This window comes from Streptantibioticus rubrisoli, assembly GCF_024436055.1.
GTDB lineage: Bacteria > Actinomycetota > Actinomycetes > Streptomycetales > Streptomycetaceae > Streptantibioticus_A > Streptantibioticus_A rubrisoli.
This window is the reverse complement of record NZ_JANFNH010000061.1, coordinates 17,213-39,449: the sequence shown is the minus strand read 5'-3', so window position 1 is coordinate 39,449 and position 22,237 is coordinate 17,213. Positions and strand designations below refer to the sequence as shown.

Below are 22,237 nucleotides of genomic sequence, written 5' to 3'. Positions count from 1 at the left end.
AGCCAGCCCCGCCACCACATCCGCCGAAGCCCCCACCTCCGGCACCACAACCAACCACTCACCCGACAACCGCGACGCCGCAGAAACCCCACCCAACGCACGCCACGACACCCGATAACGCCAACCGTCAACCGACTCGTCCTGCGACCCCGTGGAGATCTCCGGCCAGTAGCGCTGGCGTTGGAAGGCATACGTCGGCAGGTCCACGCGGCGTGCGCCGGTACCGGCGAAGAGCGCCTCCCAGTCCACGGCCACGCCACGCACATGCGCCCGGGCAACCGCAGCCGTCAGCGTCTCCGCCTCACCACGCCCACCCCGAAGCACCGGCACGAACACCGCACCCTCGGCCGTGACACACTCCTGTGCCATCGCCGACAACACACCATCCGGGCCGAGTTCGACGTAGGTTGTCACACCCTGGTCTTCCAGGGCGCGGATGCCGTCGAGGAATCGGACGGCCTCGCGGACGTGCCGGACCCAGAAGTCGGGGTCGCAGATCTCCTCGGCGGTGACCAGGGCGCCGGTGAGGTTGGAGACGACCGGGATACGCGGCGCGTCGAACGCCAGCCCCGACACCACCTCACGGAACGCCTCCAACATGCCGTCCATATGCGGCGAATGGAACGCATGGCTGACGGTCAGACGCTTGGTCTTACGACCCTGCGCCTCGAAACCGGAAGCGATCTCCAACACGGCGGACTCGTCACCCGCGATCACCACCGACGACGGCCCATTGATCGCAGCAATGCTCACGCCCTCAACCAGCAGCGGCGCAACCTCGTCCTCGGACGCCTGCACCGCCACCATCGCCCCACCGCTGCACGGCAGCTCCTGCATCAAACGACCACGCGCCGCCACCAACGCACACGCATCATCCAGCGACAACACACCCGCCACATGCGCGGCGACCAACTCACCGATCGAATGCCCAGCCAGGAAGTCAGGCCGCAGCCCCCACGACTCCACCAACCGGAACAACGCCACCTCAACCGCGAACAACGCAGGCTGCGTATAAGCCGTCTGATCCAGCAGGCCACCATCAGCCCCGAAGATCACATCCCGCAGCGGCCCACCAAACCGCTCACACACCTCGTCCAACGCCTCGGCGAAGACGGGATACGTGTCATACAGCTCCCGTCCCATCCCCAGCCGCTGACTGCCCTGACCGGTGAACAGGAACGCCACCTTGCCGCCGATCGGCGAACCCTGAATCAGCCCAGCCGCGTCACGCCCATCAGCCAGAGCCTCCAGACCAGCCAGCAACTCGTCGCGGTCATGAGCGACGACCACCGCGCGGTCCTCAAAGGCCGAGCGGCCAACCGCCAACGAGAAACCGACATCAGCCAGACCTGCATCGCCGTCAGTCAGCACGTGGCCGCGAAGTCGCCGTGCCTGATCGCGCAGGGCATCCGATCCCTTGGCCGACAGGGCCACCGGCACCACCGGTACCACCGGCATCGCGACATCCACGTCTGCCGTAGGAACATCCGCCTCGGGAGCCTGCTCGATGATCGTGTGTGCGTTGGTGCCACTGAAGCCGAACGACGAGATGCCAGCCCGCCGTGGGCCTTGCGTCTCCGGCCACGGCACGGCCTCGGTCAGTAGCGCGATCTCACCGGCCGCCCAGTCCACGTGCGGCGTCGGCTCATCCACGTGCAGCGTCTGCGGCAGCAGACCGTGCCGCATCGCCAGCACCATCTTCATGACCCCGGCCACACCAGCCGCCGCCTGCGTATGACCGATGTTCGACTTGATCGAACCCAGGTAGAGCGGCCGACCCTCCGGCCGGTCCTGCCCGTACGTGGCCAGCAACGCCTGCGCCTCGATCGGGTCACCCAACGTGGTACCCGTACCGTGCGCCTCCACCGCGTCCACATCCACAGCCGAAAGACCAGCGGACGCCAACGCCTGCCGAATCACCCGCTGCTGCGAGGGACCATTGGGCGCCGTCAGCCCATTGCTCGCACCGTCCTGGTTCACCGCACTTCCGCGCACGATCGCCAGCACAGGGTGACCGTTCCTACCGGCGTCGGACAGCCGCTCCACCAGCAGCATGCCCACACCCTCACCCCAACCGGTGCCATCGGCGCCAGCCGCGAACGCCTTGACCCGGCCATCCGCCGCCAAACCACGCTGACGGCTGAAGTCAATGAAGGTGCCGGGAGTGGACATCACCGTCACACCGCCCGCCAGTGCCAGGTCACACTCGCCGTTGCGCAGCGCCTGGATCGCCCAGTGCAGCGCGACCAGCGACGACGAGCACGCGGTGTCCACGGTCACCGCCGGGCCTTCGAGACCGAAGACGTAGGAAAGCCGACCGGAGACCACGCTCGCGGCGTTGCCCGTGCCCAAGTGTCCTTCGAGGCCCTCGGGTTCCTGCAGCAGCAGGGAGAGGTAGTCCTGGCCGTTGGTGCCGACGAAGACACCGGCCTGACTGCCGCGCAAGGTCACCGGGTCGATCCCGGCCCGCTCGAACGCCTCCCACGAGGTTTCCAGCAGCAGCCGCTGCTGCGGATCCATCGCCAGCGCCTCACGCGGCGAGATACCGAAGAAGGCCGGGTCGAAGTCGGCCGCGTCATAGAGGAAGCCGCCCTCGCGCGTGTACATCGTGCCCTGGGCGTTCGGGTCGGGGTCGTAGAGCGATTCGACATCCCAGCCACGGTCCATGGGCAGCCCGGAAATCGCGTCGCCGCCGGAGGCCAGCAGCTCCCACAGGTCTTCCGGCGACCGCACGCCGCCGGGGAACCGGCAGCTCATCGCCACGATCGCGATGGGATCGTCGTCCACTGCCCTGACAACGGGACCGGTGACCGCGGCCTGCGCGCCGCCCAGGAGTTCGGTACGCAGGTACTCGGCCAGCGCGGCCGGGGTCGGATAGTCGAAGATCAACGTGGCGGGCAAACGCAGTTCGGTGGCCGCGCCAAGACGGTTGCGCAACTCCACCGCCGTCAGCGAATCGAAACCGAGTTCCTTGAAGGCCTGCCGGGCTTCGACCTCCTCCACGTCGGAGTGCCCCAGCACCTCCGCCACATACGTACGGACAAGTTCCAGGGTGACGCGTTCCCGTTCCGCTTCCGGCAGCCCGATGAGCCGTTGGACCAACGACGACCGTGCACCACCTTCGGGCAGGGCGGCAGCGGTGCTGCGTGCTTCGGGGATTTCGGCCAGCAGCGGGCTGGGGCGTACGGCGGTGAAGCCCGGTGTGAACCGCTCCCAGTCGATGTCGGCGACGGCCAGCACCGTCTCGTCCTGGTCGAGGGCGTGTTGCAGCTCGTCGATCGCCAGGTCAACGGCCATCGGCGGCACACCGCCCAACCGCATCCGACGGTCCAGTTCCCCATCGGCCGCCATGCCGCCGTCCGCCCACGGTCCCCAGGCCACCGATGTGGCGGGCAGGCCGTCGGCGCGACGCTGCTCGGCCAGCGCGTCCAAGTAGGCATTCGCGGCGGCATAGTTGGCCTGGCCGGTGCTGCCGAGCGTGCCGCTGATCGAGGAGAACAGCACGAAGGCCGAGAGGTCGAGGTCGCGGGTCAGCTCGTGCAGGTTGAGCGCGGAGACTGCCTTCGCCCGCCACACGTACTCGAAACGCTCGGGCGTCAGGGCGTCCAGCACTCCGTCGTCCAGCACGCCTGCCGCATGAACGACGGCAGTGAGCGGGTGCTCGGCCGGGATGGTGGTGAGCACTTCGGCGAGGGCATCGCGATCGGCCGCGTCGCAGGCCGTGATGGTCACCCGGGCTCCGGTGGCGGTCAACTCCGCGTGGAGTTCGGCCGCTCCGGGGGCGTCCATGCCACGGCGGCTGGTCAACACAACATGCTCGGCACCGTTGTCCACCAGCCAGCGGGCGACCTCGGCACCCAACGCGCCCGTGCCACCGGTGACCAGCACGGTGCCGCTCGGCACCCACCGCTCACCGACAGACGCAGCCTCCACCGCCCGCACCAGCCGACGCCCGAAGACCCCAGCCGAACGCACCGCGACCTGGTCCTCCCCACCAGCCGCACCCGCCAGCACCCCCACCAACCGGGACAACGCCCGCCCATCCACCGTCTCCGGCAGATCAACCAACCCACCCCAACGCTCAGGATGCTCCAACCCCACAACCCGACCCAGACCCCACACCCCAGCCTGAGCCACATCCCCCAACCGGTCCGACGCCGCAACCGACACCGCACCCCGCGTCACACACCACAACGGCGCCACCACACCGGCATCACCCAACGCCTGCACCAAACAAGCCGTCGACACCACACCCGGCAACACCGACACCACACCAACAAGCCCACCACCCACACCGGCAAGCCGCTCCGCCAACACCCCACGATCCGCCGCGAACACCACCTCACGGACACCAGCCCCACGCTCAGCCAGCCCCGCCACCACATCCGCCGAAGCCCCCACCTCCGGCACCACAACCAACCACTCACCCGACAACCGCGACGCCGCAGAAACCCCACCCAACGCACGCCACGACACCCGATAACGCCAACCGGCCACACCCGAAGGACGACCAGCCGCAAGCGTGAGCTCGGGCCAGTAGCGGCGCCGCTGGAAGGCATACGTCGGCAGCGCGACCCGGGCCGCTCCCGTGCCCGCGAAGAACGCCTCCCAGTCCACGGCCACCCCACGCACATGCGCCCGGGCAACCGCAGCCGTCAGCGTCTCCGCCTCACCACGCCCACCCCGAAGCACCGGCACGAACACCGCACCCTCGGCCGTGACACACTCCTGCGCCATCGCCGACAACACACCATCCGGGCCCAACTCGACGTAGGTCGTGACTGCCTCCGCCTCCAACGCCCGCACGCCGTCCAGGAAGCGCACGGCCTCCCGAACATGCCGCACCCAGAACTCCGGCGAGCAGATCTCATCCGCGGACACCACGGCGCCGGTGAGGTTGGAGACGATCGGGATGCGGGGCGCGTCGAACGCCAGCCCCGACGCCACCTCGCGGAACGCCTCCACCATGCCGTCCATGTGCGGCGAATGGAACGCATGGCTGACGGTCAACCGCTTGGTCTTACGCCCCTGCGCCTCAAAACCGGCAGCGATCTCCAACACGGCCGACTCGTCACCCGCGATCACCACCGACGACGGCCCATTGATCGCAGCAATGCTCACGCCCTCAACCAGCAGCGGCGCAACCTCGTCCTCCGAGGCCTGCACCGCCACCATCGCCCCACCGCTGCACGGCAGCTCCTGCATCAAACGACCACGCGCCGCCACCAACGCACACGCATCATCCAGCGACAACACACCCGCCACATGCGCGGCGACCAACTCACCGATCGAATGCCCAGCCAGGAAGTCAGGCCGCAGCCCCCACGACTCCACCAACCGGAACAACGCCACCTCAACCGCGAACAACGCAGGCTGCGTATAAGCCGTCTGATCCAGCAGGCCACCATCAGCCCCGAAGATCACATCCCGCAGCGGCCCACCAAACCGCTCACACACCGCATCCAACGCCTCAGCGAACACCGGATACGTCTCATACAGCTTCCGTCCCATCCCCAGCCGCTGACTGCCCTGACCGGTGAACAAGAACGCCACCTTGCCTTCGGTGGCGGTTCCCTCCACCAGCGTGGCGGATGTACGGTCCGCTGCGAGATCGGCCAGGCCGGAGAGCAGTTCGTCCCGCCCGGGGGCCACGATCACCGCACGACGGTCCAGCGCGGCGCGTGTTACCGCCTGGGAGTATGCGACGTCCAGCAGTCCCAGGGCGGGCTCGGCCGCAAGGTGGCTGTGCAGTCGCTCGGCTTGCGCGCGCAGTGCGGCCGTCGACTTGCCGGACAGTGCGACCGGAACGTACGGCAGGTGCGTCGACGGCTCCGCGCCGGGGGCGGTGTCAACGGGCGGTGCCTGCTCGATGATGGCGTGTGCGTTGGTGCCGCTGTAGCCGAACGAGGAGATACCGGCGCGGCGCGGCTGGCCCGTCCGCGGCCACTCAACGGACTCGGTCAGCAGGGTGATGTCACCCGCTGACCAGTCGACGTGCGGTGTGGGCTCGTCCACGTGCAGTGTTTGCGGCAGCACACCGTGCCGGATCGCCATCACCATCTTGATGACTCCGGCGGCACCGGCCACGGCCTGGGTGTGGCCGATGTTGGACTTCACCGAGCCGAGGTACAGCGGGCGTCCCTCGGGCCGGTCCTTGCCGTAGGTGGCCAGCAGTGCCTGCGCCTCGATGGGGTCGCCGAGGGTGGTGCCGGTGCCGTGTGCCTCCACGGCGTCCACGTCACGTGCCGACAGTCCGGCTGCGGCCAGCGCCTGCCGGATGACGCGCTGCTGCGACGGACCGTTCGGCGCGGTAAGGCCGTTGCTCGCACCGTCCTGATTGATGGCACTGCCGCGCAGTACGGCCAGTACCGGGTGGCCGTTCCTGCGCGCGTCGGACAGCCGCTCCACCAGCAGCATCGCGACGCCTTCCGACCAGCTCGTGCCGTCGGCGCCAGCGGCGAAGGCCTTGATGCGGCCGTCCTCGGCCAGTCCGCGCTGGCGGCTGAACTCGGTGAACGCACCGGGTGTGGACATCACCGTGACCGCTCCGGCCAGCGCCAGCGTGCACTCGCCGTTGCGCAGTGCCTGGGCGGCCAGGTGCAGCGTCACGATCGAGGAGGAGCAGGCGGTGTCGACGGTGAGGGCCGGACCCTCAAGGCCGAACGTGTAGGAGATGCGTCCGGAGGCGACGCTCGCCGCGTTGCCGGTGCCCAGGTGTCCTTCGAGGCCGTCGGGGTCCTGCAGCCAAAGCGTCAGGTAGTCCTGGTCGTTGGAGCCGACGAACACTCCGGTGCGGCTGCCGCGCAGCGTCGTCGGGTCGATACCCGCACGCTCGAACGCCTCCCACGAGGTTTCCAGCAGCAGCCGCTGCTGCGGGTCCATCGCCAGCGCCTCACGCGGCGAGATGCCGAAGAACGCCGAGTCGAAGTCGGCCACGTCGTGCAGGAAGCCGCCCTCGCGCGCATAGCTGGTGCCTTCGCGGTCCGGGTCGGCGCTGTAGAGCGCGTCCAGGTCCCAGCCGCGGTCGGTGGGGAACCCGGAGATGCCGTCGCCGCCGGATGCCACCAGCTGCCAGAGGTCTTCGGGTGACTGCACGCCGCCGGGGAAGCGGCAGCTCATCGCCACGATCACGATCGGATCGTCATCGTCGACCCGCGCGATCTGTGCGGCCAACTCGCCTTGGTCGCCGAGCAGTTCGGTGCGCAGGAATTCCGCGAGCGCCGCGGAGGTCGGATAGTCGAAGACCAGCGTGGCGGGCAGCCGTAGCCCTGTGGCGTCGCCGAGGAGGTTGCGCAGTTCGACGGCGGTGAGCGAGTCGAAGCCCAACTCCTTGAAGGCTCGGCCGGATTCAACCATGGCCGGTCCCGGGTAGCCGAGCACCGCGGCGACCTGGGTACGTACCAGGTCCAGCAGCAGCCGGTCCTGTTCCGGCCCGGTCAGGGCCGCCAGTTGCCCGGCCAGTGCGGACTCGCCGCCGAGCCCGGCCGCTGCGCCACCCGCCGCGCGCCGCATCGGGGTGCGGACGAGTCCGCGCAGCAACGGCGACATGGCGCCCGCGGCGGCCTGGGTACGCAGCGCGGAGATGTCGACCCGCATCAGCGTCAGTTGCGGCTGGTCTGTGTGGGCCCGCGCGAGGTCGAACAGTTCCAGGCCCTCGGCGGTGGACAGCGGGGGCAGTCCCGAGCGGCGCAGTCGCCGGATGTCGGTCTCGTCCAACGCGGCCGCCATACCGCCCGATTCGCCCCACAGGCCCCAGGCCAGCGAGGTGGCGGGCAGGCCGAGGGCACGGCGGTGCTGGGCGAGGGCGTCGAGGAACGCGTTCGCCGCCGCGTAGTTGGCCTGGCCGGGGCCGCCGAACACGCCGGAGGTGCTGGAGAACAGCACGAACGAGGAGAGGTCCAGGTCACGGGTGAGCTCATGCAGATGCCAGGCACCGTCGACCTTGGGCCGGAACACCCGGTCGACGCCCTCGGGCGACTGGGACGCGAGGATGCCGTCGGCCAACACGCCCGCCGTGTGCACCACAGCGGTCAACGGGTGCTCGGCGGGTATCGCGGCCAGCACCTCGGCCAGCGCCTCCCGGTCGGCCACATCGCAGGCAGCCGAGGTGACCTGAGCGCCCAACTCGCCTAGTTCGGCGAGCAGTTCGGGGGCGGGGCCGCGACGGCTGAGCAGCAGCAGATGCCGTACGCCGTGCTCGGCCACCAGGTGCCGGGCAAACAGTCCGCCCAGCATGCCCGATGCGCCGGTGATCAACACCGTGCCGTCCGAGTCGTACGGGCGCGGCGCCACGTCGGCCTCGGCGGCGACCCGGGCCAGTCGCGGCGCCCGCGGCACGCCGCCGCGCACCGCCAACTGGAGTTCGTCCACGGCCAGTACGGCGGGAAGTGCCTGCCGTGACTCGGGCCGGTCGTCCAGGTCGAGCAGGACGAAGCGGTCCGGGTTCTCCGACTCGGCGGACCGGATCAGGCCCCAGACCGCGGCCAGTACCGGATCAACGGTCTCGTCCGCACCGGCCGCCACCGCGCCCTGGGTCACGATGACGAGCCGCGATCCGGCGTACCGTGCGTCGTTCAGCCACGCCTGCGCCAGCTCCAGCGCACCGCCGACCGCCGCGCGTACCTCCTGCGTGGGCGGCAGGCAGACGAGCACCCGGTCGGGCACAGAAGCCGCGTCCGCCAGCGCGGCCAGGTCCGGGTAGGTGTCCGCGCCCAGGCCCAGGGTGTCATCCCCAAGCACCGCCAGCGACAGGTGAGCTGGCTGCTGCGCCGTCGGCTGTTCCAGCCAGTCGAGGCGGAACACCGACTCGTGGTACGCGGCGCGCGCCGCCTGTACCTGCTCCGCGGACACCGCGCGCAGCACCAGCGACTCGACCGTCGCGACCGGGGCGCCGGTCACGTCGGCGATCTCCAGCCGCACGCCCTGCGCACCGGTCGGCACCAGCCGCACCCGCAGCTCGGAGGCGCCACTGGCGTGCAGCGACACGCCACTCCAGGCGAACGGCAGCCGTCCGCCGTCGGCGTCACCCAGCACGCCCAGCCCGAGCCCGTGCAGCGCGGCGTCGAGGAGCGCGGGGTGCAGCGCGAACTCGGCGGCCTGCGACTCGGCCGCCTCGGGCAGCCGCACTTCGACGAAGACCTCGGCGCCGCGCCGCCAGGCCGCCCGCAGGCCCTGGAAGGTCGGGCCGTACCGCAGCCCGGTTGCGGACAGCTCCTCGTACAGGCCCGCCACGTCCAGTTCCTCGGCGCCCTTCGGCGGCCACTCGGCGAGCACGTCGCCACTGGGCTGCTCGGCTCCGGAGGCCAGTACGCCGGTGGCGTGCCGGGTCCAGGGCTCCTCCACGGGGGCGTCCTGGAGCCGGGAGGAAAGGCTGAAGGAACGGAAACCGGCGCCGTCCGCCGCACCGACCACGAGTTGGAAGCGGACACCACCGCGCTCCGGCAGCACCAGGGGCGCCTCCAGGGTGAGTTCCGCCAGCCGATCGCAACCGACCTGGTCGCCCGCGCGTATCGCCAGCTCCACGAAGGCGGTTCCGGGGAGCAGGACGGTGTCCATGACCGCGTGGTCGGCAAGCCAGGGGTGGGTGTCGAGACCGAGGCGTCCGGTGAACAGGAACCCGTCGGAGTCGGCGAGCGGCACGGCCGCGCCCAGCAGCGGGTGATCGGCCGCCTCAAGCCCGGCGGAGGTCACATCACCGACGCGGGAACCCGGCTCCAGCCAGTAGCGCTGGCGCTGGAAGGCATAGGTGGGCAGCTCTACCCGGCGGGCTCCCGCGAAGTACGTCTTCCAGTCAATGGGGAAGCCGCTGATGTGAGCTTGGGCGAGGGCGGTGGTGACGGTTTCGGGTTCGAAGCGGTTGCGCCGCAGTACGGGGACGAAGTTTGCGCCGCCCGACGTTACGCAGTCCTGCGCCATGGCGGACAGCACACCGTCCGGGCCGAGTTCGACGTATGTGGTGATGCCCTCGGCCTCCAGGGCGCGGATGCCGTCAAGGAACCGGACGGCCTCGCGGACGTGCCGGACCCAGAAGTCGGGGTCGCAGATCTCCTCGGCGGTGGCCAGGGCGCCGGTGAGGTTGGAGACGATCGGGATACAGGGTGCGTTGAACGTCAGCCCCGACGCCACCTCGCGGAACGCCTCCAACATGCCGTCCATGTGCGGCGAGTGGAACGCGTGGCTGACGGTCAGGCGCTTGGTCTTACGACCCTGCGCCTCGAAGCCCGCAGCGATCTCCAACACGGCCGACTCGTCACCCGCGATCACCACCGACGTAGGACCGTTGATCGCAGCGATGTCGACCCGATCGGTCAATACGGCAGACACCTCGTCCTCGGACGCCTGCACCGCCACCATCGCGCCGCCACCCGGCAGCTCCTGCATCAAACGACCACGAGCCGCAACCAACGCACACGCATCATCCAGCGACAACACACCCGCCACATGCGCCGCCACCAACTCACCAATCGAGTGCCCAGCCAGGAAGTCAGGCCGCAGCCCCCACGACTCAACAAGCCGGAACAACGCCACCTCAACCGCGAACAACGCAGGCTGCGTGTAAACCGTCTGATCCAACAGGCCACCATCAGCCCCGAAGATCACATCCCGCAGCGGCAGTTCGAAATGCCCGCACACCTCGTCCAACACCTGCGCGAAGACGGGGTAGGCCTCGTACAGCTCCCGGCCCATCCCCAGCCGCTGACTGCCCTGACCGGTGAACAGGAACGCCAACTTACCGCCGCCCGGCGTGCCCTCGATGACTCCGGCCGCGCCACGGCCCTCGGCCAGTGCCTCAAGGCCCGCGACAAGCCGGTCACGGTCCGGTGCGACGACCGCAGCCCGACGCTCGAACGTTGACCGGCCAACCGCCAGCGAGTAGCCGACACCCGCCAGGCTTGCGTCGCCATCCGCCAGCACGTGGTCACGGAGCCGACGTGCCTGCTCACGCAACGCGTCCATGCCCTTGGCCGACAAGACCACCGGCACAACCGGCAGCGCGGCGGCCTCCCCGTCCGTGGTGTCCGCCTCTGGGGCCTGCTCGATGATCGTGTGGGCGTTGGTGCCGCTGACCCCGAAGGCCGAGACGCCCGCGCGGCGCGGCTGGCCGGTCTCCGGCCACGGCATCGACTCCGTCAGCAGCGAAACCGCGCCCGCCGACCAGTCGACGTCCGGTGTCGGCTCATCGATGTGCAGGGTCTTCGGCAGCACGCCGTGCCGGATGGCCATCACCATCTTGATGATTCCGGCGACGCCCGCGGCGTTCTGGGTGTGGCCGAGGTTGGACTTCAACGAGCCCAGCCAGAGCGGTCGTTCGGCCGACTTCTCCTGGCCGTAGGTGGCGATCAGCGCCTGTGCCTCGATGGGGTCGCCCAACCGAGTGCCGGTGCCATGGGCCTCGACGGCGTCGATCTGGTCGGCGGTGAGCCGGGCGTTCTCCAGCGCCTGCCGGATGACTCGCTGCTGCGAGGGGCCGTTCGGCGCGGTCAATCCGTTGGAGGCGCCGTCCTGGTTGACGGCCGAGCCGCTCACCACCGCCAGTACCGGGTGCCCGTTGCGTCGGGCGTCGGACAGCCGCTCCACCAGCAGCACACCGACGCCCTCTGACCATCCCGTACCGTCCGCGCCCGCCGCGAAGGACTTGCAGCGGCCGTCGGGCGACAGGCCGCGCTGGCGGCTGAACTCCACGAAGACATCGGGCGTGGCCAGTACCGTCACACCTGCTGCCAGGGCGAGCGAGCACTCGCCCTGGCGCAGTGCCTGTACGGCGAGGTGGAGCGCGACGGAGGAGGACGAGCAGGCGGTGTCGATGGTGGCCGCGGGGCCTTCGAGTCCGAAGACGTAGGCGAGCCGCCCTGACACCACACTGGACGCGGTGCCTGTGAGCAGATGCCCCTCGACGCCCTCCGGCAGGTCGTACTGACCGGCGCCGTAGGCTTGGGAGGAGGCGCCGACGAAGACACCGGCCCGGCTGCCGCGCAACGCCGCCGCGTCGATCCCGGCCCGCTCGAACGCCTCCCACGAGGTTTCCAGCAACAGCCGCTGCTGCGGGTCCATCGCCAGCGCCTCACGCGGCGAGATGCCGAAGAACGCCGGGTCGAAGTCGGCGGCGTCGTGCAGGAAGCCGCCCTCGCGCGCGTAGAACGTGCCTTCCCGTTCCGGGTCCGGGTCATACAGCGAATCGATGTCCCACCCACGGTCGGTCGGGAAGCCGGAGATCGCGTCCCCGCCGTCGGCGACCAGCCGCCACAGGTCCTCGGGCGACCGCACTCCGCCGGGGAACCGGCAGCTCATGCCGATGATCGCGATGGGTTCCCGCGATGCCTCGGTGAGCTGCTGGTTCTGTCGGCGCAGCCGCTCGGTTTCCTTGAGCGAGGCCCGTAGCGCTTCAACGATCTTTTCGTTGGGGGTGGTCATGATGTTCTCCGCACTTCGGGCACGTCAGGGCTGATTGCTGTCGAGCGCCATATCGATCAGATGCTGCACGTCCATCCCGTCGATGTCGTCGGGGGACGCCCCCTCAACGTCCATGCCGTGGGCAGGGGTTTGCTGGGGGTTGGCGAGTTCCAGCAGGGTCTCCAGCAGTCCCGCCTCCCTGATGCGGCCCAGCGGGATGGCCATCAGCTGTCGGCGCAGCTCGGCTTCCTGCGGGTCGGTGTCCTGCGGCTGGTCCGGGGTGCTGTCCGGGAGCAGCTCGCCCAGCAGGTGCCGGGCCAGGACGGTGGGGTTGGGGTAGTCGAAGACCAGGCTGGTCGGCAGCCGCAGTCCGGTGGCGGTGCCCAGCCGGTTGCGCAGCTCGACGGCGGTGAGCGAGTCGAAGCCCAACTCCTTGAATGCGCGGCCCGGTTCGATGGCGTCCGGGGAATCATGCCCCAGTGCCGCGGCCACCTGGGTACGGACCAGGTCGAGCATGGTCGGCAGCCGGTCGGCGGCGGCCAGTTCCGCGAGCCGGTCGCGCAGCCCGAAGGGCCGTTGCGATGTGGTCTCGGTGTCGGCCGCCAACGCGTCGCGGACCTCGGGCAGGTCGGCGATGAGCGGGCGGGGACGGGCGGCGGTGAACGCCGGGGCGAACCGGGACCAGTCGACATGGGCGACGGTCACCGTGGTGTCCCCGCCGACGACCGCCTCGGACAGTGCCGCGAGGTTGAACTGGGGTGCCATGGGCGGCAGTCCACGGCGCCGTAGCTGCTCTTCGGCGTCTCCCTCGGCCGCCATGCCGCCGTCCGCCCAAGGGCCCCAGGCGATCGCGGTCGCCTTGAGCCCTCGGGCCCGGCGCTGCTCGGCGAGCGCGTCGAGGAACGCGTTCGCCGCAGCGTAGGCGCCCTGGCCGCCGCTGCCCCAGACTCCGGCGATGGACGAGAACAGCACGAACGCGTCCAGCGAGTCGTCCGCGAACAGGGCGTCCAGGTGGATCGCGCCCGCCGTCTTCGCGGCGACGATGTTCGCGAAGTCCGGCAGTTCACCGCCGGTACCGGGCGGCTGGGAGATGCCTGCCGCGTGCACCACGGCGCGCACCGGGGTGCCGTCCGTCGCCAGTTGCTCGACCAGCGCCCGCAGCGCTTCGCGGTCGGCGACATCGCAGGCCGCGAACGTCGCCGTGACGCCGAACTCGGCCAGCTCCGCGCCCAGTTCCGGCGCACCCGGGGCGTCCTGGCCGCGACGGCTGACCAGGACGATCCGCTCGGCACCGTGCCGGGCCAGCCAGCGGGCGACGTGCTGCCCCAGGGCGCCGGTGCCGCCGGTGACCAGTACCGTTCCGCGCGGCGACCAGTCGGATGTCGCGGCGCTGCGCGGTGCGTGGGCCAGCCGCCGCACGAAGCGTCCGGCGGGTCGGATGGCCCATTGGTCCTCGTCGCCGCCGTCCGCCAGGGCGCCCACGAGCCGGTCGGCGGCCCGCGCGTCCAGGGCCTCCGGCAGGTCGACCAGACCGCCCCAACGCTCCGGCTGCTCCAGGGCGATGACCCGGCCGAGCCCGGCGACCTGCGCCTGGGCCGGGCTGAGCAGCCGGTCGGTGGCGCCCACCGACTCCGCGCCGCGCGTCACACACCACAGCGGTGCGTCGAGCGCTCCGGCCTCCAGTGCCTGCGCCAGCTCCGCCGTCAGCGCCAGGCCGACCGGCACCGAGGGCTGCTCGGCGTGCGGCTGCTCGTCCAGCGCCAGCAGCGACAGCACCCCGGCGACCGGCTCTCCGTCCGCCGCCGTACGCAACTGCTCGGCCGTCAGCGTCTGTTGCACGTGCACGGGTACGATCCGCGCCCCGCGCTCACCCAACGCCTCGGTGACGGTGGTGATCCACGGGTCGTTCGCCAGGGCGGACGGGATCAGCGCCAGCCAGTTACCGGACAGCCGCTGCGGAGTGGTGTCGGGCGTCGGCTTCCAGATGACGCGGTAGCGGTGGCTGTCGTCGGTGGCCGCGGTGACCATGGGTTCCGGCCAGAAGCGACGGCGTTGGAAGGCGTAGGTGGGCAGGTCGACGCGCCGGGCGCCGGTTCCGGTGAAGTACGACTCCCAGTCGACGGGCACACCGTTGACGTGCAGGGTGGCCACGGCGGTGGTCACGGTCTCGGGTTCCGGGCGTCCAGCGCGCAGTACGGGGACGAACACGGCACCGTCTTGCGTCACGCACTCTTGCGCCATGGCGGAGAGCACGCCGTCCGGGCCGAGTTCGACATACGTCGTCACGCCCTCGGCCTCCAGCGCGCGAATGCCGTCAAGGAACCGTACGGCCTCGCGCACGTGCCGGACCCAGAAATCAGGCAGGCAGATCTCCTCGGCGGTGACCAACGTGCCGGTCAGGTTGGACACGATCGGGATGCGCGGGGCCTGGTAGGTCAGACCCTCGGCCACCTTGCGGAAGTCGGCCAGCATGCCGTCCATGTGAACCGAGTGGAAGGCATGGCTGACAGTCAGGCGCTTGGTCTTACGACCCCGCTCCTCAAAACCCGCGGCGATCTCCAACACCGTCGGCTCATCACCCGCGATCACCACCGACGTAGGACCGTTGACCGCCGCGATGTCGACCCGATCGCCCAGCAGCTCAGCGACCTCATCCTGCGCCGCCTGCACCGCCACCATCGCACCGCCACCCGGCAGCTCCTGCATCAAACGACCACGCGCCGCCACCAACGCACACGCATCATCCAGCGACAACACACCCGCCACATGCGCCGCCACCAACTCACCGATCGAATGCCCAGCCAGGAGGTCAGGCCGCAGCCCCCACGACTCAACGAGCCGGAACAACGCCACCTCAACCGCGAACAACGCAGGCTGCGTGTAAGCCGTCTGATCCAACAGGCCGCCATCAGCCCCGAAGATCACATCCCGCAGCGGCAGTTCGAAATGCCCGCACACCTCGTCCAACACCTCGGCGAAGACGGGATACGTGTCATACAACTCCCGTCCCATCCCCAGCCGCTGACTGCCCTGACCGGTGAACAGGAACGCCAGCTTGGCGTCTGCTGCCCTGCCCTGGACCACGCCCGCCGCCGACCGTCCCTCGGCCAACGCCTCCAGTCCGGCGAGCAGCGTCGTGCGCTCCCCCGCCACCAGCGCCGCGCGGTGCTCGAATGCCGCGCGGCCGGTGGCCAGCGAGAACGCCACGTCGGTGAGGTGCGGCTCGGGGTCCGTGTCGAGATGTGACCGCAGCCGCTCGGCCTGGGCGCGTAGCCCGGCTTCCTCCTTGCTGGAGAGCACGACGGGCACACAAGGCAGTTCAACCGCCTTCGTCCGCGCGTCGGCGTCGGCGGGTGCCTGTTCGAGGATGGTGTGCGCGTTGGTGCCGCTGATGCCGAAGGAGGAGACGCCCGCCCGGCGCGGGCGCCCGCTCTCCGGCCAGTGCCGGGCCTCGGTCAGCAGGTCGATGTCACCGGCTGACCAGTCCACGTGCGGCGTGGGCTCATCGACGTGCAGGGTCTGCGGCAGCGTGCCGTGCCGCATCGCCAGCACCATCTTGATGACTCCGGCGACACCGGCGGCTGCCTGCGTATGACCGATGTTGGACTTGATCGAACCCAGGTACAGCGGCCGACCTTCCGGCCGGCCCTGCCCATACGTGGCCAGCAGCGCCTGCGCCTCGATCGGGTCGCCTAGCGTCGTACCCGTACCGTGCGCCTCCACCACATCAACATCCGCCGCCGAAAGACCAGCGGACGCCAACGCCTGCCGGATCACCCGCTGCTGCGAGGGACCATTGGGCGCCGTCAGCCCATTGCTCGCACCGTCCTGGTTCACCGCACTTCCGCGCACGATCGCCAGCACAGGGTGACCGTTCCTACGGGCGTCGGACAGCCGCTCCACCAGCAGCATGCCCACACCCTCACCCCAGCCAGTACCGTCCGCCGCCGCCGCGAACGCCTTGCAGCGGGCGTCACCGGACAGTCCGCCTTGGTGGCTGAACTCGGTGAAGTTGCCGGGCGTCGACATCACCGTCACGCCACCGGCCAACGCCATCGTGCACTCGCCGTTGCGCAGCGCCTGGATCGCCCAGTGCAGCGCGACCAGCGACGACGAGCACGCGGTGTCCACGGTCACCGCCGGGCCTTCCAGGCCGAAGGCGTAGGCGACCCGGCCGGACATGATGCTGGCCGCGTTGCCGGTCATCACATGGCCAGCGACGCCCTCCGTCTGGTCGAGCCCCGCGTCGTAACCGCCGTACGCGGCGCCGACGAAGACACCGGCCCGGCTGCCGCGCAGCGTCACCGGGTCGATGCCCGCCCGCTCGAACGCCTCCCACGAGGTTTCCAGCAGCAGCCGCTGCTGCGGGTCCATCGCCAGCGCCTCACGCGGCGAGATGCCGAAGAAGGCGGCGTCGAACTGGTCGGCGTCATGCAGGAAACCGCCCGCGAAGGCGGTCGCGTCCAGCTGCCAGCCGCGGTTGGGCGGGGACGCGGTGATGGCGTCCGCCCCGGAGGCGAGCAACTGCCATAGTTCCTCGGGGGATCCAACGCCGCCGGGGTAGCGGCAACTCATGGCCACGATCGCGATCGGCTCGTCGGCGCCAGCGGCCGGTGTGGTCGTGGCGGCCACTTCGGGCTCGGTGCCCAGGAGTTCGCCGAGCAGGTGGTCGGCGAGCACGGTGGGGTTCGGGTAGTCGAAGACCAGCGAGGTGGGCAGCCGCAGGTCGGTGGCGGTGTTCAGGCGGTTGCGCAGTTCCACCGCGGTGAGCGAGTCGAAGCCCAACTCCTTGAACGCCCGGGTGGCTTCGACCGCCTCGGGTCCGGTGTGTCCGAGGACAGCGGCCACCCGCGAGCGCACCAACTCCAGCAGCGTCCGGCCCCGTTCGGCGGCGGACAGCGGACGCAGCCGCTCGGCGAGCGGGGATCCGCCGCCCAGCCGCACGGTGCGTCGACCCCGGGTGCGGACCAGGGCGCGGAACATCGCCGGTACGGGTGCGGTGCCAGCGGCGGCCCGCACCGCGTCCAGGTCGATCCGGGCCGGAACCAGCACCGGGCGGTCCGTGCGCAGGGCGGTGTCGAACAGGGCCATGCCCTCCGTTGAGGACAGCGCGCCCATTCCGCCGCGGGCCAGCCGCCGTAGGTCGGCCTCGGTCAGGTCGCCGGTGATGCCGCTGGCCTCGGCCCACAGTCCCCAGGCCAGCGAAGTCGCCGGGAGTCCGTGTGCCGTGCGGTACTGGGCGAGGGCGTCCAGGTAGGCGTTGGCGGCGGCGTAGTTGGCCTGGCCCGCGCTGCCGAGCACTCCGGCGACGGCGGAGAACAGCACGAACGCCGACAGGTCCGACTCACGGGTCAGCTCGTGCAGATGCCATGCGGCGTCGGCCTTCGGCCGCAGCACCCGGTCGACCCGGTCGGGCGTCAGCGACTCGATGACGCCGTCGTCCAGCACGCCGGCGGTGTGGATCACGGCGGTCAGCGGGTGCTCGGCCGGGATGTCGGCGAGCACGGCGGCGAGCGCTTCCCGGTCGGCGGCGTCGCAGGCGGCGACGGTCGCCTCGGCGCCCAATTCTGCGAGTTCCGTGGTGAGTTGGGCGGCGTCTTGTGCGGCGGCGCCTCGGCGGCTCAGCAGGAGCAGTCGGCGTGCGCCGTGTTCGGTGACCAGGTGCCGGGCGACCAGGGCGCCCAGGGTTCCGGTGCCGCCGGTGATGAGGACGGTGCCGTCCGGGTCGAGGGGGCGCGCGGTGTTCCCGGTGTTGGGGGTGTGCCTGGCGAGGCGGGGTGCGAACACGGTCGTGTCGCGGACTGCCAGTTCCGGTTCGGAGTGGGTCAGGGCGTGGTGCGGGACGTGCGGTCCCGTCACGTCCAGCAGGACGAACCGTCCCGGGTTCTCGGTCTCCGCTGACCGCACCAGCCCCCACACGGCGGCCTGCGCCGGGTCGACCGCCTCGTCCCCGGCCACGGTCACGGCTGCGCGCGTCACGAACACCAGCCGCGAGCCGGTGAACCGCTCGTCCGCCAGCCATGCCTGGGCCAACGCAAGCGCCCGGTGCACGGCGCCGTGCACATCGTCGGCCCGGCCCGGCACGAGGACGAGTTCCGGCACCGTCGCGCCCTCGTCAACGGCCAGGCGCAGCGCGTCGAAGTCCGGGTACGCGACGGCGGATTCGAGTGCGAGCGAGTCAGACTCGCCCAGTACCGCAGCGGTCGGCAGCTCGACGGCGGTCGGTAGCGGAAGTCGCGTCCATTCGAGTTCGAACAGCGACCGCGTGGCGCGTGCCTGCGGGTTGGTGGGCAGCGGCCGTAGCCGGAGCCGTTCGACGGAGGCCACCGGTGCGCCGGTCGCGTCGGCCAGCTGCAGTGAGACGGCGCCGTCCGCCTCGGGCGCGAGCCGGACCCGCAGTTCGGTCGCGCCGGTCGCGTACAGCGAGACGCCGTGCCAGGTCGCCGGGGCGAGCGGGCCGGTGGCAGTGTGGTCGAGCAGCGCGGCGTGTGCGGCGGCTTCCAGCAGGGCCGGGTGCAGTCCGAAGGCCTGCGGGTCGGCGTCCTGCGGCAACCGCACGTCGGCGAACACCTCGTCGCCACGCCGCCACGCTGCCGCGAGCCCTTGGAACAGCGGCCCGCAGTCAAGTCCGGACGACCGCAACCGGCCGTGGAGTTCGGTGACTTCGAGTGGTTCGGCGCCCGTTGGCGGCCACTGCGTCAGGGTGAAGGACGGCTGGGGCGCGGTGGGTGCGAGAGTGCCGGTGGCGTGGCGGGTCCAGGCAAGGTCGCCCTCGGGGCGCGACGCCACGGTGATCGGGCGATGCCCATCGGCGTCGGCGGCGCCCACCACGACCTGGAGCCGTACCGCGGCGCCCTCGGCGAAGGCCAGCGGGGCGTCCAGGGCGAACTCCGTCAGCCGCTCGCAGCCGACGTGGTCTCCGGCGCGTACCGCCAACTCCACCAAGGCGGCACCGGGCAGCAGCGGTGTGCCGGACACCGCGTACTGCGCCAGCCACGGGTGCGTCGTACGGGAGAGCCGCCCGGTGAACACCACACCGTCGGAGTCGGCGAGCGGCACCGCCGCACCCAGCAGCGGATGGTCGGCCGCCTCCAGACCAACCGACGTGACGTCCCCCAGCCGCGCGCCGGGCTCCAGCCAGTAGCGCTGGTGCTGGAAGGCATACGTGGGCAGCTCGACCCGGCGCGCCCCGGTACCGGCGAAGTACGCCGCCCAGTCCACGGACACGCCCCGCACATGGGCCTCGGCGAGTGCAGTGGTCAGGGTCTCCGCTTCGGGACGGCCACCGCGCAGGACGGGGATGAATCCCGCGTCTTCCGGCCGTGCGACGCACTCCTGGGCCATGGCGGTCAGGACGCCGTCCGGGCCGAGTTCAACGTATGTCGTTACGCCCTCGGCCTCCAGTGTCCGTGTGCCGTCGAGGAATCGGACCGGCTGGCGGACGTGGCGGACCCAGAAGTCCGGCGCGGTGATCTCCTCGGCGGTGACCAGCTTGCCGGTGAGGTTGGAGACGATGGGGATGCGGGGGGCGTGGTAGGTGAGGCTGGCGGCAACCTCGCGGAAGGCGTCCAGCATGCCGTCCATGTGCGGGGAGTGGAAGGCGTGGCTGACGGTCAGGCGCTTGGTCTTACGACCCTGCTCCTCGAAGCCCGTAGCGATCCGCAGGACCTTGGGCTCGTCACCCGCGATGACGACCGACGTGGGCCCGTTGATCGCGGCGATGCCCACGCCCTCGACCAGCAGCGGCAGCACCTCGTCCTCCGCCGCCTGCACCGCCACCATCGCACCGCCGCCCGGCAGTTTCTGCATCAGGCGACCGCGAGCGGCCACCAACGTGCAGGCGTCCGCCAGCGACAGCACACCGGCGACATGCGCCGCCGCCAACTCACCGATCGAGTGCCCGGCCAGGAAGTCAGGCTTCAGCCCCCATGACTCAACGAGCCGGAACAACGCCACCTCAACGGCGAACAGCGCGGGCTGGGTGTAGGCGGTCTGGTTCAGCAGTCCAGCGTCGGCACCGAACAACGCCTCCTTCAAAGGCATTTCGAAGTGCCCGCATATCTCATCCAGCGCCGCGGCGAAGACGGGATAGGTCGCGTACAGCTCCCGTCCCGTCCCCAGGCGCTGGCTGCCCTGCCCGGTGAACAGGAACGCCGCCTTGCCCTCGGCGGCCGTGCCCAGCGCCACCTGCGCAGCGCTGTCACCCTCCGCCAACGCATCCAGGCCGCGCAGCAGCTCATCGCGGTTGGCCGCGACGACCACCGCACGCCGCTCCAGGGCGGAACGGGTCAGCGCCAAGGAGTAGGCGGCGTCGAGCGGTTCGAGGTCGGTCGCCTTGAGGTGGCTGGTGAGCCGTTCCGCCTGGGCGCGCAGCGCGTCCGGTGTCCTGGCGGACAGCGCCAGCGGCAGCACCGGGTGGCGCTGTGACCGAGGGTCGGGCTCGGTGGCTTCCGCTTCCGGTGCCTGCTCGATGATGGTGTGCGCGTTGGTGCCGCTCACACCGAACGCGGAGACGCCCGCCCGGCGCGGGTGGCCGGTCTGCGGCCAGGGCCGCGCCTCGGTGAGCAGGCAGACGGCGCCCGTCGACCAGTCAACGTTGGGCGTCGGCTCATCGATGTGCAGGGTCTTGGGCAGCACACCGTGCCGGATGGCCATCACCATCTTGATGACGCCGCCGACGCCCGCCGCCGCCTGTGCGTGGCCGAGGTTGGACTTCAACGACCCCAGCCACAACGGCCGTTCGGCGGACCTGTCCTGCCCGTAGGTGGCGATCAGAGCCTGCGCCTCGATCGGGTCGCCGAGCGTCGTGCCCGTGCCGTGCGCCTCGACGGCATCGACTTCGGCGGCCGACAACTGGGCGTTGGCCAGCGCCTGGCGGATGACTCGCTGCTGCGACGGGCCGTTGGGCGCCGTAAGGCCGTTGCTCGCGCCGTCCTGGTTGACGGCGCTGCCACGCACGACCGCCAGCACCTGGTGGCCGTTCTTCCGGGCGTCCGACAGCCGCTCCGCCAACAGCACGCCGACGCCCTCGGACCAGCCCGTGCCGTCCGCACCGGCCGCGAACGAACGGCAGCGGCCGTCGGGCGACAGGCCGCGCTGGCGGCTGAACTCCACGAAGACATCGGGGCTCGGCATCACCGTCACACCACCGACCAGCGCCAGTGAGCACTCGCGCTGCCGAAGTGCCTGCGCCGCCCAGTGCAGGGCCACCAGCGACGAGGAGCAGGCGGTGTCGATGGTGGCGGCCGGGCCTTCGAGGCCGAAGCTGTAGGCGATCCGGCCGGACAGCACGCTGGTGGCGCTGCCGGTCAGCAACAGCCCTTCCAGGTCCTCCGGAGCCTCCTTCAGGTCGGCTCCATAGCCCATGGAGCTGGCGCCCACGAAGACACCGGTGTGACTGCCGCGCAGGCTGGCCGGGTCGATACCCGCGCGCTCGAAGGCCTCCCAGGAGGTCTCCAGCAGAATCCGCTGCTGCGGGTCCATCGCCAGCGCCTCGCGCGGGCTGATACCGAAGAAGCCCGGGTCGAACTCGGTCGCGCCGGTGAGGAATCCACCGCCGGTGTTGTAGAAGGTGCCCTTCTTCTCCGGATCGGGGTCGGCCAGTCCCTCGAGGTCCCAGCCGCGGTCCGTCGGGAAGCCGGAGATCGCGTCCCCGCCCTCCGCGACCAGCCGCCACAGGTCCTCCGGCGAGCCGATGCCACCGGGGTACCGGCAGCTCATCCCGACGATCGCGATCGGCTCCTGTGCGTCCGCCTCCACCTCCTGGAGGCGGCGACGGGCACGGCGCAGCTCAGTGGTGACCCACTTGAGGTTGTCGAGGAGCTTCTCTTCATTTGCAGTAGCCACG

1 protein-coding gene and 1 pseudogene are annotated in these 22,237 nt (G+C 70.7%); both read right to left on the bottom strand.

Going from position 1 to position 22,237, the window contains the following annotated elements; translation table 11 throughout:
- Positions 1-12,411 (bottom strand): type I polyketide synthase (locus NON19_RS30750; RefSeq protein ID WP_255932466.1); only part of this gene is annotated, 12,411 nt, incomplete at its 3' end.
- Between the two features lie 24 nt (positions 12,412-12,435).
- Positions 12,436-22,221: pseudogene (locus NON19_RS30745) on the bottom strand (SDR family NAD(P)-dependent oxidoreductase); the annotation flags it as partial.
- Positions 22,222-22,237 lie beyond the last annotated feature (16 nt).